Source organism: Lysinibacillus contaminans (genome assembly GCF_001278945.1).
Classification (GTDB): domain Bacteria; phylum Bacillota; class Bacilli; order Bacillales_A; family Planococcaceae; genus Lysinibacillus; species Lysinibacillus contaminans.
In genome coordinates, this window is the sequence record NZ_LGRV01000007.1 from 389,423 (window position 1) to 405,907 (window position 16,485).

Annotated in this window: 10 protein-coding genes; 6 read left to right on the forward strand and 4 right to left on the reverse strand. The window is 36.2% G+C overall.

From position 1 onward, the window contains the following. Positions 1–104 precede the first annotated feature (104 nt). Positions 105–2,033, reverse strand: a complete 1,929-nt coding sequence (locus tag AEA09_RS18025; protein WP_053585336.1) for an S-layer homology domain-containing protein — start codon at positions 2,031–2,033, stop codon at positions 105–107. A 269-nt stretch (positions 2,034–2,302) separates the two neighbouring features. Here AEA09_RS18025 and AEA09_RS18030 point away from each other — a divergent pair, with 269 nt between their 5' ends. Continuing rightward, positions 2,303–3,580, forward strand: a complete 1,278-nt coding sequence (locus AEA09_RS18030) for an oligosaccharide repeat unit polymerase (protein WP_053585337.1) — start codon at positions 2,303–2,305, stop codon at positions 3,578–3,580. Between the two features lie 51 nt (positions 3,581–3,631). On the opposite strand, the gene AEA09_RS18035 is transcribed toward AEA09_RS18030, so the two are convergent. Next, the gene (locus tag AEA09_RS18035) at positions 3,632–5,527 is read right to left on the reverse strand and encodes an S-layer homology domain-containing protein (RefSeq protein ID WP_053585338.1); all 1,896 of its coding nucleotides are present in this window, start codon (positions 5,525–5,527) and stop codon (positions 3,632–3,634) included. A 475-nt stretch (positions 5,528–6,002) separates the two neighbouring features. Between AEA09_RS18035 and AEA09_RS18040 the strand changes: the two genes are divergently transcribed. From AEA09_RS18040 to murJ, 4 genes are all read left to right on the forward strand, one after another. Then, entirely contained in the window at positions 6,003–8,267 is a 2,265-nt protein-coding gene (locus tag AEA09_RS18040) for an S-layer homology domain-containing protein (RefSeq protein ID WP_053585339.1), read from the forward strand. 307 nt (positions 8,268–8,574) lie between these two features. Further along, positions 8,575–9,720 (forward strand): polysaccharide pyruvyl transferase family protein, encoded by a 1,146-nt coding sequence (locus AEA09_RS18045; protein ID WP_053585340.1) that lies wholly within the window; start codon positions 8,575–8,577, stop codon positions 9,718–9,720. Beyond that, entirely contained in the window at positions 9,717–10,817 is a 1,101-nt protein-coding gene (locus AEA09_RS18050) for a glycosyltransferase (protein ID WP_053585341.1), read from the forward strand. The genes AEA09_RS18045 and AEA09_RS18050 overlap by 4 nt, the downstream gene beginning before the upstream one ends. Then, positions 10,814–12,352, forward strand: coding sequence for a murein biosynthesis integral membrane protein MurJ (murJ, locus tag AEA09_RS18055; protein WP_053585342.1), 1,539 nt, complete (start codon positions 10,814–10,816; stop codon positions 12,350–12,352). The genes AEA09_RS18050 and murJ overlap by 4 nt, the downstream gene beginning before the upstream one ends. 185 nt (positions 12,353–12,537) lie before the next feature. Here the strand turns inward: murJ and AEA09_RS18060 are convergent, their stop codons facing one another. Continuing rightward, positions 12,538–13,923, reverse strand: coding sequence for a S41 family peptidase (locus AEA09_RS18060; protein WP_053585343.1), 1,386 nt, complete (start codon positions 13,921–13,923; stop codon positions 12,538–12,540). 109 nt (positions 13,924–14,032) lie between these two features. Continuing rightward, positions 14,033–15,349, reverse strand: a complete 1,317-nt coding sequence (brnQ, locus tag AEA09_RS18065) for a branched-chain amino acid transport system II carrier protein (protein WP_053585344.1) — start codon at positions 15,347–15,349, stop codon at positions 14,033–14,035. A gap of 250 nt (positions 15,350–15,599) precedes the next feature. Between brnQ and AEA09_RS18070 the strand changes: the two genes are divergently transcribed. Next, a complete protein-coding gene (locus AEA09_RS18070) occupies positions 15,600–16,475 on the forward strand; it encodes a C40 family peptidase (protein ID WP_053585345.1) in 876 nt (291 codons plus the stop codon). Positions 16,476–16,485 lie beyond the last annotated feature (10 nt).

Consider the following 16,485-nt stretch of genomic DNA (forward strand, 5'->3'; position numbering starts at 1 on the left):
TAGTAATAAATAAAACAGCGATTTCCTGCTATCGGAAATCGCTGTTTTATCTTCATTATTCAGTAGAAACCCCTACTATTACGCTGAGGCGTAATAGATTTATTTTATTTAGAGTTTGCGTAAAGTGTACGATTGACGAATTGTGCAAAGTTTTGACGTGTTACAGTGTTAGTTGGCTTGAATGTATTATCCGAGTAGCCTGTTGTAATACCTAGAGCGTAAAGCGCCTGAATATCTTTATAGTAAGTATGTGTAGTTGGTACGTCTGTAAATGTATTTGACGTGAAGCCCTGAAGCTTAAAGCCGCTAACTAGTGCACGGGCCATGTCAGCACGCGTCATAGGCTGATGTGCATTAATCTTGTCATTCTCTAAGGCGAGGATTCCATAGCGAGCTCCAGTTGCTAATACAGCGTAGCCGTAGTCACCAGCTTTAATGTCACTTGCGTTTAGTGTAGCTGATTCTGAAGCAGCGATACCTAATGCACGTAATATCATTTCAGTTGCTTGTACACGTGTTAAGTTAGCTTGTGGATTGAACTTCCCACTACTACCTTTAATAATGCCAAGTGCCTGTAAATTTTTAATATCGTAATAGGCACCGCCTGAAATAGTTACATCTGGAAATAGTGGTGCTATACCAATTACGGCTTTATTGGAACCTTTTACGCGGGATAGCGTTTTAATTTCTGCAACCGTTGCAAATTTTTCATCGGCATTTTTACGATCATCACGGCCTTCTATAAATGAAGTTCGGATGGTATAAGTGCCTATTGCTAAATTACCTGGCATGAAAATTTGGTATTTCTCAGAATGCGTACTAATATCTTTTTTATCTGCATTATCAGTTGTAGTGTCAGCAGCTAGGCCAGGGATATAGCGTTCATGCCCTTTACCGACAACATTGCCATTTGCATCTAGAATTTCTACTTTTAATGTTCCGCGTGCAGGTACATTACCGTTGTTTTTTATTGTGACATTAGAATAGAAGACAAATTGACCAGATGGTGCAATATAGCTTTGTACACCATCAGTATTTAAAGAAAGGTTATATTTTCTTGGTGCATAGTCTTTATGGTTTTCTACAACCCAGTTTAGTGAGTGCTTCATGAACGCTTGTGCATCCTCATCGCCTTGTGTTGTAGAGAAGGCAAAGCCGTTTTCTCCATCCTGCCAATCTTCTTTTGTCGTAATGTTAATGTAGTCGTAAATCTTAAAGCCAATTTGTACTACACGACCTTTACCATATTGAATAGCATGTGCAGCACCAAATTCATTTTTCTTCATTGTTTGTGGCTTATCTGTAGAATCATAGTTTGAGAAAAATAGGATTGGTGTAGCGTTTCCACCTTGCCAAGGCTTAATAACCTCTATCCATTCGGAGTCAGATTTCTGTAGCTTTAATGTGTTTTTCCCAAGATCCTTTGTAGCATTTTGAATAATAGGATGTGCCGTGTTTTTGTTGCTGACAGTGGAGTTAGCTAACATGACATCATCTATAAACCGAGCATTAAATACTTCTGTTAGGTTGTCCCATTCCATTACCCAAGAGTCAACATCATAAATTAATGGTGATAAATCCATTTGATTTGTCTTTGGAAATTTAGCGGACTCGTTACGTGCTGTTTGAAAAGCAAAAATAGCACCTCCACCATTACGTACATACATTTTTACGTTTTCGCGTTGCTGGTGATTCATCATCACTGTATAAGCAAAAACGATGGCGTCGTATTGACTTAATGAATCTAAGTTATTTAAGTCCTTTTCGTAAATTTTTTCGACATTAAAGCCTTGTTGTTGATAGAGAAGAAATGCCTTTAACTCTTTGTTATACGTTGAGCTGTAATCTACTTTTGGAGATACGGTTTGCCCTTCATGTTTCCCGCCAGGATGTATTGTATTGGCATATTTCTCACTGCTTTCCGAGAAAATGACGCCAATTTTTTTTGTAGCTGCCTCAGCTTGAGCAGGGGATAATGCAGCTAATAATATGAAACCGCAAGTTAAGATAAGTAAAGTATATAGTTTTTTCAAATTTTCCCGCCTTATTTAGTATTTTTTCAGTCTAAATTAAAATATAGCACAAAGTTTATGGAATAATAGTTAATTTTTTGAAAATTGTAGAAAAATGTAATTGTTGATTTCCCCTGCGAAAATAGTCGAATCCTTTCTATAAGTCTATAAGTTTTTATGATATAATAACATTTGTTTTGTTGGGGAAAATAAAAAAACAGCATTGTGAGAAACAATGCAAAACTCAAGATAGAGGAGGGCAATAACATCTTATTAGATGTATTACACATATGAATAAACTGAAGCCATTTTTAACAAAGGTCAATAAGATTGATACGTTTTCACCGTATTTCTTCTTGCCTTTTATATTAGTACTGTATTTCTTTATAAGCTTATTTGATTTCCATCGATTCGATTTATTTAATGTACGCGTATCGATTTGGCCTGCAGTGATTTTAGCACTTGTATGCTATTACATCGGGGTGTACATCATTGATAAATTGCAGTGGACAATTCCGTCATTCGGACTGTCTTTCTTAGGGAAATATGTGATTCACTTTGTTGTACTATTAACATTAATCGGATTAGCTTCTTATTTAATGATGATTTTTGGCGGTGGCTTAGGTATTTCCGATGAATCAACTCGTCGAAATCTTGATCCGAAATTAAATTTCTTTAGCCAATTATTATGGTTCGGGATTTTATTGTTATTGTCGTATAAAATGATTTTAGAAAAGACAATGACGTGGAAAAAGGCATTAGTGTATGGTTCGATTTTCGCAGTCGTGATGTTCTTGTTCCTATTAATGGGCTATCGTACTCCGTTAGTTATTATGTTGTTTACAGGTATTATTATTTTCCATTACGTAGTAAAACGTGTGAAATTGACTTGGTTCCTTTCAACATTAGTTGTTATTGGTGTGGCTTTCACCATGTTTGGGTTCATGCGTGTTATGACAGAGGATACAACGAAAGAATTTAATGACCGGAGCCAGCCTGATGTGGAATTGTCAGTAGAGGAAGAAGAAAAACTATTGACGGTTGAACAAAAGGTTAACTTAACACCAAAATGGATGCGAGCATTAAATGGTGAAATGGTAACTGGACATATCGTGTTGAGTAAAATTATGGAGTATACAAAAGAAGAAGGTTACTTAAATGGTGAAATTCATCGCGGGATCTTCAGTACCGTTTTACCAGGTGAGCAAATTTCGCCACGTATGAAGGTAACCGAGGTTGTAAACTCGTTAAGTGTTGAGGAAGGTAAATACATTACGCGACCAACAAGAACGACAACACCGACATTTATTGGACAATTGTTCTTAGACGGCGGTTATTTACTGGTAGCAATTGGATTCCTGTTATATGGAGTACTGATATCACTTATTTACAATAAAGTAAAACAAGGTGGCATTCGTAGCTTCCATTCAGTAGCCTACGCATTTGTGATTACATTATTTACAGTGTCGATGCATACTGGTTTACTTGATTTAATCTTCATATTAATGCTTGGCTTCGTTATCATTGCGTCGTCCATTATTAAAACTGAAAATAAAGTTCGTTATTAAAAAAAGGTGTTATCCACCGTTGCTCTTTGCAGCGTGGATAACACCTTTTTGTTATTTAACCGTATCAATGAATTGAATGTATTCCTTACTAATATAAGCTGGTCCCGTATAGAGCTTATCGGAAATAACCTCGTACCAACCATCTGTGTCTGAGCTTGTCACAATGACAGGCATACCACTACGTGCGTATGTGTAGAGTGGGCTATTACCAGTGGACGGTTCTGTACGTACATTTAACCCTGTTGATGTTGTTAAGCCAATAGTATATGGATTACCTGCATCCTTAAAGCCCATTGCTTTTTCAGCGCGGTAATAGTGACCCGCAATTTTAGCTCCCCAATATGGATCAGATGCGTATTTGACATTAAAGCCTAATGCTTTTGAGCCAACAACAGCACCATTGGCATAATTTTTACCGGGAGTGCCGCCAGGTGTAATATAGTTCGGTTGTAAAAACTTCTCCACGAGCTCATTTATATTTACTGCAACACTCTCGAAGTTTTTATTGAGAGGATTTGTATCGTAAACATACAATCCGAATAAATTATTTAGTTTTTGTGCATGATCACTCATACCATAAGCACTTTCATGTTGTGCAAGTGACAAAATAAGCATCGCATTAATTTGGTAATTTGCTTCAACTTCTTTTAAGGCAGTACCTAAACCAATTAATTTACTCTTCGTTGTAGCATCTTTGTAAATAGTTAACCCTGTACTCTCCATTTCTGAAAGTTTCGACATAATATAATCGTCAATTTCCTGTGCTGTATACTGTGTAGTAGCACGTGCAGGTAAGAATTGATAATAGTTATAAGCAGTACCTTTTGATGATCCATTAGCATTTGTAAAGTAAATACCATTCCAACTATAGTATTCTTCGTTCGGTTTCATGAAAGCAGGTGCTTTTCCGTAAATATAGCTAGCAGAATATTTATTTGTTGCGTAATCGTAAAGTCTATGTTGAATCTCGCCATTTTCATTTGAATAATATGAACGACCTTTACTTAAAGAGAATGGGATTAACGTAACGTCAGCCTGTTTTAAATATCCTACTTGGTCAGCAAATCGTACCTTTACTTGCGTCGCATCACTACTTAAGTATTCCATCTCTGTGTTACCAGCAACAGAAATTTGATCTTTAATCGTTTCTGAGTAGAGCGCTACATATTTGTTTGTCACTACATATCCAGAAGACATTTTGACAATTTTATCATTTTGTACAATAACTTGATTGCTTTTCGTCATAGCTTTTTCAGCATCTTCAAAGGTTGTGTAACTTTGATTGCCAACGAGCGCACTGTTTGAAATTTCTTTAATTACATAAGTAGCGAAATCGGCATCCTGATCACCTGAAAGTTTCATTAAGCGCTGAATAAACGTAGCTGCTTGTCCAATAGTCGCATTTTTTTCGGGCATAAAGTTACCATTAGAGCCGTTAATAATTCCTAAATGAGCTCCAACTGCAACTGCTGGGCGATACTCTGCGATAATCGAAGAATTGTCTTTAAAAGTAATAGAAGAAGTACCTTTAGGGATTTTTAAATAATCAATAGCTCTCTCAAGCATAACCGCCATATGTTGTCTTGAAATTGCGGCATCTGGTTTAAAAGAACCATCCGTATAGCCAGTAATGATACCAGCAGTTGCTGCACGCTGAATATCTAGCACAAAAGCATATGTATCAGGGACATCATTGAATTGTATCTCGTTATTTTCAGTGAAATTTAACACTTTTGATAGGTAAGAAGCAAATTCACCACGTGTGACGTTATTATTTGCATTATAGCTACCGCTTGCATCCTTCTCTAATGCATTTTTAGAAATTAAATAGCGTAGGCCATTTTCATGGGCATGTCCAGATAGCTCATCAGCGGATACTATATCGGGATTCCATAATAATGAAGTTAATAGAGCGAAAAGTAGTGTGATGATTAATGTGTTTTTCATATTCTAACCTCCTATATTTCTACTTTATTTTAACAAAGATTGAAAGGAATTATAAGAGTCAATTTTCCGAATCTTATTATTTTTATGCAATGATAATAGTTCTCCAATAATATGAAAGATAGGAAAATAACATGAATGTTTTATAGCTATTCTGTCATATTTTTGATAGTGTTATAGAAGTAAAATGTCGAAAGGAAGGTGAGAGCTCTACTCTATCAAATACGCCTCGGTGTATTAAATGTCAGATTTTAAATTTTGTTGAGGCCTAGGTAGTTGTCTAAATCATGTTGGTCGATTAAAACCAGTTGCAGATATCGATGCAGTTCAGTCGTTGCCATTGTGGCTATACTTTCGAGTAATCTAATTTCTATGTTAACAACAAATATTCAAAATCTGTTAAATTCATCAGAGGCTTTAACTTCATTTAATCGGCGTTTAGAAGCGTGCTGATTGAAGTTAGAGGAGCGCAAAAATAATGAAAAGAATAGCGAAAATTTTACTAGTTTTAGTCGTAATGGTGTCAATGGTTTATAGTCCATCAAGTGTCTATGCATTTCAAACAGTAAAAAAGGATTATCCACTTTCAAAAGGTGTTCAGTATAAGCAATATACATACAGCAATACCTATACAAATTCGATTAATCATTTGGCCATTAATGTAGGTGATCCAACGACAGAAGTGCAGCTAGGGATGCCTGCAGCTATTAATGGGAAAGAATCTACTGTGGCTAATGCAAACCGTCATTCACGTGAGGGCAATCGTGTAGTTGGTGCGATTAATGCCAGCTTTTACAATATGTCAGAGGGTTATCCATTGTTTTTACTTGCAAAAAACAATGTGATTTTAAATGGTGGAGCTGTCTCGGACGGTGCTGACCAATATATGAACGTTCCTACTGCTTTCGGGATGACTGCAGATGGTCGCGGAATGATTGACTATTTTGATTTTGATGTAACACTTTCACATAAAGGGTCGAATTATGATATGTCCGGCTTAAATCGTACTCGAAATATTCATGAGTCCGTGGTTTATACACCACAGTTTTATAGTAAAACAACAGATACAAATGAATTTGGCTTTGAAATTGTCGTAGATACTGGGGCGCCGATTACTGAAAATACATTTGGTCAAACATTAACAGGAACAGTTACGCAAATTAAAGCGTACGGTTCAAAAGAAAAATTAGCGATTCCATCTACAGGTTTTGTCGTATCATTACAAGGTGGAGATTGGCATAATAAGCTAAGTCATGTAGCGATTGGTGATGAAATGAGTGTAAACTTCTCAATCGATCAACTTTGGCAAAATGCACAATTTATATTAGCAAGTGGGCCGTATCTAGTAAGAGATAATAAACCTTATATTATGATGAGTACAACTAGTTCACGTGCGAAAGAAGTAGCACCACGTACAGTGGTTGCAACAAGTAATAATGGACAAACTGTGCATCTCATTACGGTAGATGGCCGTCAAAGTCATAGTAAAGGAATGAACATGGTACAGCTAGCAAACTATTTAGTAGCACTAGGTGTCGAAAAAGCAATAAACCTTGATGGTGGCGGTTCTACAACAATGGGTATTCGTAATCACGGAAGTAATAATGTTGTGTTAGCAAACCTACCTTCGAATACAGGTAATACGCAACGTCTTGTTTCAGCGACACTACAGGCTGTTAGTAACGCACCAACTGGTAAGGGTACGCAAATTAAGTTCACTAACAGTACAAACAATGCAACGCTTTTAGTAGGTGCTTCTTCTAGTGTAGCTGTTCAATATGTATTAGATGAAAACTTTAATGCACTGCCATTAGATGGGCATTTATCATTAGCTTCACAAAATGAAACATTATCAATCAATGGTCTAAGCTACACAGCAACACAAGCTGGTGATGATCGTATTTATATTGGGCATGACGGCTCAGCTGTTCAATCGTTTCCTGTTAAGGTTGTAGACGCACCTACTACTTTAGAGATTTCACCGCGCTCGAAAACAATAAGTGCTGGTGAAACTATAGCCTTTACAGTAGATGCAAAGGATGATAGTGGGAAGCCGATAGTTTACGATGCTTCTCAAGTAAAGTGGTCAGTTGAAGGTGACATTGGTACGATTACAAGTAGTGGTAAATTTACGGCACAAAATGCGGGTGCTACTGGAAAGATAGTTGGTACACTAGGTACAAAAAGTCAAGAAGCAACTGTGACTGTGGCAAAACCAGCATTGTTCAAAGATATTCCAAACAACTATTCGTACTTTAAAGAAGTTGAGTATTTAACGTCGAATAATATTATTACAGGGTATTCTGATGGTACATTTAAACCAAATAACAAGCTTACCCGTGCACATGCAGCAGTTATTATTAGTCGTGCATTAGGATTAAATACGGAAAATGTGAAAAATCCAAGCTTTAAAGATATACCAGCTAATCATATTTACTATAAGCAAATTGCAGCAGTCGCTGAGGCAGGTATAATGAGTGGACGAGAAAACAATAAATTCGACCCAGATGCAACGTTAACACGAGCACAGATGGCGAAAATTGTGGCAATAGCTTACGATTTAAAAGGTACAAGCAATATCACGTTCAAGGACGTTCCTAAGAATGATTGGGCGTACACATATATTCAGCAGTTAGCTGCTAATAATATTACAACAGGCTATAATGGTAATTTGTATAAACCGAATGAGTCGATAAGTCGTGTACACTTTGGCCTGTTCCTATACAGAGCTATACATCGCTAGGAATAGAATATTTATGCACGTCTGCACGCTAGCCGAATCGAAAATAGTGGTGCATGTGCAACGATAAAAAAAGGCAATTTCACATAAAATAATATGTGAAATTGCTTTTTTACTAGTTTCAACATGATTTATTGGGCACTCATATGCCCAATAAATCATGTTGAAACTCCCGGAGATGTTAAAAAATTACAATTGTACAAATGCAGTTAGAAATTTTTATCAGTTACGAAAATGAGTAATTGATAAAGAAAGAGAATGCACATTTGTGGTATAATCGCTGTATTAAAAAGTAAAAGGATGTAGTTGAATGAAAATAGGTATTGTGGGGAATTACGGCAATGATAATAATGGTGATGAATCCATATTATACGGCATTCTCCAACAAGTAAAACAAACATTTTCGGTAACGAGTGAGGATATTACCGTTTTTAGTAATAACACACAACAAACATCCGAACGCTACGGGGTACATAGCTATCCATTGTATTATAAAAAGGGTAATTTATATAAAACGTTTATCCATACGTTTAGAAACAATAAGCAATATGTATCGAATTTTGACCTCCTTATTATTGGTGGTGGCGGTATTTTAATGGATTTTTATAGACGTGAGGCCCATCTTTATTTAACGTATGCAATGATGGCAAAGCAAAGTAATATTCCGTATATTATTTATGGATGTGGTGCAGGACCACTTGATACGATATCAGGGAAAATTAGTATTCGTTTAATGTGTCGTTATGCAGCAAATATTTCTGTCCGTGACCCACAGTCAAAGAAACTACTTCAGAGCATCGGCGTGAAAAAGCCAATTGAAATTATCGGTGACCCAGCGTTTACGCTAAAAATGGACCGAGAAAACTATTCTGAAAAGCCGATGAATATTGGTGTTTCAGCAGTTCCATACTATAATGCAAACTATTGGCCAGAAGGTGATGTAGTGAAATATGATGCTTATATCACAAGCATGGCAAAAAATCTTGATAACGTAATTGCCAATCAAAATTCAAATATTACATTTTTTGCAACGAAGTTTCCGCAGGATGTAACCGTTACGAAAGACATTCAAAAGAAAATGCAATATAGTCAGAGAACAAAAATTATTGATGAAAATCTTGTACCTGAACGTTTGTTAGAAGTAACAGGCGAAGTAGATATTGTGATTGGGACAAGATTACATTCCTTAATACTTGCAACAAATTCAGAGACACCTATTGTTGCTGTGTCATACCATACGAAAGTGCAAGATTTTATGTCCTTTGTTGGGGCATCAAATCGTTGCTTACAAATGCAAGATTTACAGGATGATGATGGAGCCTTATCAAATGTAGTTGGAAAACTAAGTAGTAATTGGCAGCAATCAATTGCAGAGACGAAGCAAATTGCTACACAGATTCATAAAGAGGCTATGCATGGCCAGGAATTAATGAAAAAGGCAGTGACACGTCTATGAAAAAAATTCTCGTCATAAGTAATATGTATCCAACATCCGATCATTTATCATTTGGTATTTTTGTAAAAAATCAAGTGACTGCATTAAAAAAAGCAGGACTAGATGTAGAAATAGCTGTTAATACAAATCCTGCGACGGGCAAGAAAAATACTATTACGAAATATGTAAAATGGGGTTTTTCTACATTGATGAAGGGCTTTAAAGGTCGAAAAACTTTTGATGTAACACATGCACATTATGTCTTTCCATCTGGCATGTTATCGTTACTTTTAAAGAAACTATTTGGTATTCCGTTCATCGTGACAGCGCATGGTGGAGATATTGAGCGTATGGCCAAAAAGAGCCCAAGAATACGTAATTGGACAGCGAGTATCTTACGTGAAAGTGAGCATATTATCGCAGTTGGACCCGTATTAGCACAGCAAATTGAACAGGATTTCGATATTTCCAAAGACAAAATTTCAATTGTCAGTATGGGTGTGAATCGTGAAATATTTAAAAAGGGTGAACAAGCTGCTGTACGGAAGGAATTGCAATTAGCATCAGACCCATTTATTTTCCTTTTTGTCGGTAATGTGATTAAACAAAAAGGGGTAGAGGAACTATTGCAAGCATTTCAAATGATGAAAACAAAAGTTAGTCGCCCAGTAGAGCTTGTGATTATTGGTTCTAGAAGAGATGGGAATTTTGTGGAGTCATTGCGTCCGTTCATCAGTGAAGAGGTGCACTTTGTAGATCCGTTAAAGCAAGCAGAACTAGTGAAGTGGTTCCAGGCAAGTGATGTCTTTGTCTTACCATCCCACTTAGAAGGCTTTGGTCTTGTTGCCTTAGAAGCATTAGCGACGGATACACCTGTCATTGCTTCAGAAGTAGGTGGACTTGTATCACTTCTTGGCGAGGGAGCGGGGCATTTAGTTGCACCTGTAAATGCCATAGCTTTATCTGAAGAAATGCTTCTTGCAGTAAACACATCGAAAAATCAATATATGAATCATGAAGCGGTTGAAAAAGTATTAGCCATTCATGATGAAAAAAATATTACTGCACAATGTATTGAAATTTATAAGTCGGCCATCAAAGGTGGGGAAGGCTTATGAACAATTTTTTCAAAATCATTGGCGCTGTAGCGATTATCAATATTGTGGCACGTGTATTTGGCTTTTTACGTGAGGTAATCATTGGTTTTCAATATGGTAGTACCCATATTTCCGACAGTATTTTCACAGCATATACGATCCCAAACTTTTTATATTTAGTTGTAGGTGGTGCATTTACGACTGCGGTCATCTCTATTTATAATCGGGAAACAACAGACCGTGCTTTATTCGTTAAACAGTCATTTACAATAGTTATGGTGACAGTAACACTTATGACAGTTATAATGATGGTCTTTGCAAATCCTATTTTAGAGGTTTTTAACAGAGAAAAAATAGAGCAGGGTCTTATTAGCCAAAGTGATTTAGATTTAACGAAGTATCTATACTACTGGATGATGCCGTCGTCTATTCTACTTGTACTATCTTCTTGGTATAGTGGTTTATTGAATGTAAATCAAAAATTCCATTTGTCTAGTTTTGCAATATTAGTATATAACGCCATTTTCTTAGTCATCGCCGTAGCTTTGTCATTAACTTCTCTCGGAGCAATTGGATATGGTATTAGTGCATTACTAAGTGCGATAGTAATGGTGTATTTCTTAATAATTGGTTACCGTAAATTAGATTCGTTTCCAGTAGGCATTTCATTTAAGCATAATGTCTCATCGAAACAGTTATGGATTTTGGTCTTACCACTTATGCTTGGTGGTGCCACAATTCAGCTGTATGCATTACTACATCGTTTATTTGCGGGAATGTTATCAGAAGGGGCAGTTGCTTCAGTTAATTATGCTTCTAAGTTAATGCAGTTCCCACAAGCGATTTTAATTACGGCTGTTACGACAGTGATTTATCCGATTTTGAGTCAAAAGGAAGCCGATCATGACCATGTTTCTATAAAAAAATTATATTCTAAAGGGCTACATTATTTATTCTTGTTGCTGGTCCCGGTAACGATTTATTCTTACTTTTATTCAAAAAACCTTGTGCAGGTTATCTTCGAATACCGCAACTTTGATGCACAATCAACAGCAATGACATGGCCAGTGCTCGCAATTTTCGTACTTTCTATGTATTTCCTTGCAGCGAACACCTACATTACACGCTTTTACTATGCGAAGGGTGACTCAATGGCACCAGTTATCTTTAGCTTACTCAATGTATTTGGCGTGAACATCGTGGTTATTATGATGTATATTGATACCTTAGGTGCTGCGGCGATTGCATGGGGTACTCTAATTAGTTCTATTGTTAACTTTGTAATGTTAGTTGGGTACGCAATTTTCAAGTATGACCTAAAAATGGGTGTTTTCAGTAAAGAGTTACAGTTCTTTAGAGCAATTCCACCAATGATTATCATTTTTATAGTCGTATATTTCTCAAGTCATTACTTAGTGTTTGACTATAAATGGGTGACCTTTATTGTAGGTCTTGTCATCTTTAGTGCTGCAGTATTCGGTTCGTATTTATTGTTTGGTGTAAAAGAAGTCAAAGAATTAACGGATAAATTAAAACGAAAGTTTTTAAAACATTAACAAAAAATTGTAAAAAACAGCGATTCCTCATCGAAGGAAACCGCTGTTTTTTATTTTCTAAAATGGCTAGAAATTATAAATAGAAAGGGGACTGTGGCTGTCCTAAAAGTAAAAATAGTGTAGGTTTTTACGATATAGAAAGCATGATGTTATGCTTTAAGGAACTTATTGGACAGCCTCATAATTTAATCTGCAACAGCAATGTGAAGGTATATACCTTGTTTTAGTTTTGTGCCTGTTGGTGTTAAAAGTGTAGGGTGTACGAGTAACATATATTCTTGTCCTTTTTCTAACAGTATGGTTGGCGTAATAACTAATGAATTGTCTTTTTCAACTTTAGCAGTTGATGCGACTTCATCACCACCAAGAGATACTAATTGGACACTTCCCTTTGGAATTGACGTAGCCAACTTTTGTGAAAATTTCACTGTAAAAGTTTTAGTGGGTGACACATTTTTAAAGCTTTTTTGTTCATGGTAATTTGTATATTGTGCCTTTATAGCATCATAATGCGCCTTATAAATAGGTGCCGAAGTTGTTTGAATACCAGGTGTAACACCTTTTTCATGGATCGTTTTGCCCTTAGGACCTGTGAATTTTCCAACTGTTAATTTTAAGTAGCTACCATCCTGTAGTTCATAAAAGCCTTGCATTGCGCCTTTTCCGTAAGTTGTTTCACCGTATAAAATAGCTGCGTTTTGATCTTTCAGCGAGGCAGCCACCATCTCTGAGGCACTAGCGCTATAGCGATTTACAAGTACACGAGTATTAATAGGAAACTTGATGTTTTGCTGTACAGCTTTTACTTCATAAGAAGCGTGCGCTTCTTCAAGTAAGTATGCAATTTTTGCTTTCGGAAATAATCCGGATAATTCTTCGGCAGCAGTCACATAACCTCCACCGTTATTTTGTAAATCTAAAATAAAGGAAGAAGCTCCTCGCTGTTTAAGTTGAGTAAGTGAATTTTTTACTAATTTTGCGCCATCCTGAGAAAAGGAAGACATTGAAATATAACCGACATCCCCAAATAATAATTCAGATTCTACATTTGGTAATGTAAATTGTTTGCGGGTAATTGTCTTTACCGAAGTAAGGCCGTCTTCGTGTAAAAGTGTAACTTGTACTTGAGTGTCTTCTTTGCCCGTTAGAAGTGTAGCGACTTCTTGTACAGAGCTTCCAATAATCGATTGACCATTTACTGCGATAATAATATCGCCAGGTACAACACCAGCGGAAGATGAGCCACTCCCCTCAATGACTTGTAAAATATGAATGCCGTCTTCATGTTCTTCAATAACAACGCCAATTCCAGTTGTAGAAAGGTTTATGCTATTTGTGTATTCATAATACTCATCTTTCGTAAAGTACGTTGAATAAGGGTCTAGCATGTCCATAATTTCAGGTATTGTCTTTGCTGTATTTAAATTCCCGTCAATTGTACCAACATAATTTTCTGTAATGATTTCTTTTATTTCTTGTACCAGTTGCTCGTTTGTAGCAGCAGAGGACTGATCTAATGGTAAGAAAAATAAACTAATGATAAAAAGTAAAGACCCTAATGCCTTTTTCAATGACTGCACCTCTTTTCTAAATACCTTCATTATATCTGAATTTTCGTATTACAGCTAATACAAAAAGACACGCTACCAATGAAGGAATGCGTGTCTTTTATAATGACCTTTATTTAGACAATTTATGAATTACAATGCCGATTGCTGCACCCACAATTGCTGGAATGAGCCATCCGAGACTTTGATCATGAAATGGTAATGTATTCAATAAATCTTCATAAAACGGAATTTTAACATTCAATTCTTTTAAGCCATCATAGAGACTAACTAAGAATGTAGGGATTAACGCTAAAATATAGACAATACGTCCACCTTTAAATAAGTTATCTGCTAGAGATAATACCATTAATACCATGGCAAGTGGATAGATGATTAATAATATTGGAAGAGATGTATTAATAATTGTTGATAGTCCAAAATTCGTAATAATCAAACTGAAAATAGTGAAAATTATAATATATGTTTTATAAGAAACTTTAGGGAATAATCGGTTAAAATACTGTGCATTGGCACTTAATAGTCCTACTGCTGTAGAAATACAAGCGAGTAAAATAGTAACTGATAAAATAATGCTACCAATATTTCCAAATAGCACATCTGCTGATTTAGCAATTATAATACCACCATTATCAGAAGCACCAATAACATTTATACTAGTATTACCGATTTGCCCAAGAGAAATATAAACAAACGCCAATCCAATTGCTGCTACAAAACCTGCAAAAATGGTTGTTTTCACTTGTTTTTTAGGATCATGCATGCCCATGCCGCGTAATGCTTGTAAAATAACAATCCCAAAAACAAGTGCCCCTAATACATCCATTGTTAAATAACCTTGGATAAAGCCCTCTGATAGTGGTGATCCAACATACTTACCAATCGCATCACCAGGATTTCCCATAGGAGTCACGAAGCTCTTAATAGCTAATACTAAAATCACAAGTAATAGTATTGGTGTCAAAATTTTACCAACACGATCGACCAGTTTTGTAGGGTTGAGAGCTAAGTAGAGTATTAACATATAAAATAGTACAGAAGTAATAAGTAATGGTGCCCAGTGATTGGCTGCGGCTTCAGGTAGGAAAGGTGCAATGCCAATTTCATAGGACACAGAGCCTGTACGAGGTACTGCGAAAAATGGCCCAATAGCTAAATATACAATTGAAGTAAAAACTACACCGAAAATAGGCCCAACTCGATTTGCAAGAAGTTGTAAATCGCCTCCTGCTTTTGCAACGGCGACGATTGCAAGTAGCGGTAAACCTACACCCGTTATTAAGAAACCAATCATTGCTGGGATCATATTCTCTCCAGCTTGTTGGCCGAGTAGTGGTGGGAAGATGATATTCCCTGCTCCAAGGAACAAGGCAAATAGCAATAAGCCAACCGCAAGATTCTCTTTGATGAAGCCCATGATGTTTTTCATAAAAAATAGAAACTCCTTTAAGTTAAAAAAATTAAACTTTCAAAAAATTGTAAAAACAAATCTGTGAACTATCATATTATTATTAATTATACAATTAAATTACTATGGTAATCTAGTAGAAAAACTTAGTACTTTATATAAGTTACTATTTGTTCAGAAAATAGTCAGTATTTCCGATATATCATTGTATAAAAATTTAGTATGATAGACATACAAGGAATTATTCTAACATGAACGGAGGCAATTGGATATGCAAAAGTCAAAAAAATGGAGAATTTTCGCTTTGAGTACTATTGCAATTTCATTTTTCGCAACCCAGTCAGCAGATGCAGCAACATACACAGTGCAGAAAGGTGATACCTTATCCAAAATCGCCCATATTCATCAAGTGACGATTGACGACATAAAAAAGTGGAATAATCTATCGAAAGATACGATTTATGTGGCCCAAAAGTTACAGGTCGCTAATCAGGCTATTGTTGAAGAACCAAAGCCAATCGTAATCACACATACGGTTGTGAAGGGTGATACATTAACAAAAGTTGCGCGCCAATATAGTGTGACGTTAAAAGAGATTAAAGCCTGGAATGGACTGGAATCAAATACAATTTATATTGGACAAGCGTTAAAGGTTACTCCAGTAGCTGTTGAAACTGAAGATGACGAGATACATACAAATCAGCCACCTTATGAGGATGCTCTGTCGAACGTAATATCGAAAACACCTACTGTAGATGGACAAGCAATATATAACAAAACGATTAAGGTGGCTAATACTTTAATCGGAACACCATATTTATACGCAGGAAATACACCGGATGGTTTAGATTGCAGTGGACTTATTTTCTATGCATTCAATCAAGGTGGTCTGACAATTGGACGAGATAGTAGTGAAGGCTATTTTTATGGCAACACAACAAAGGTGAAAGAGCCTTTGGCGGGTGACCTTGTTTTCTTCGAGAATACGTATAAAGCCGGCATTTCACATATGGGTATTTATATAGGAAACAATAAATTTATCCATGCAGGGACTGTTGGAGTTGAGATTTCTGATGTAACAACCTCTTACTGGTCATCGAGATTAGTAGCTTACAAACGTTTTGATGGAATTCCTTCCTATAAATAATATAATAAAA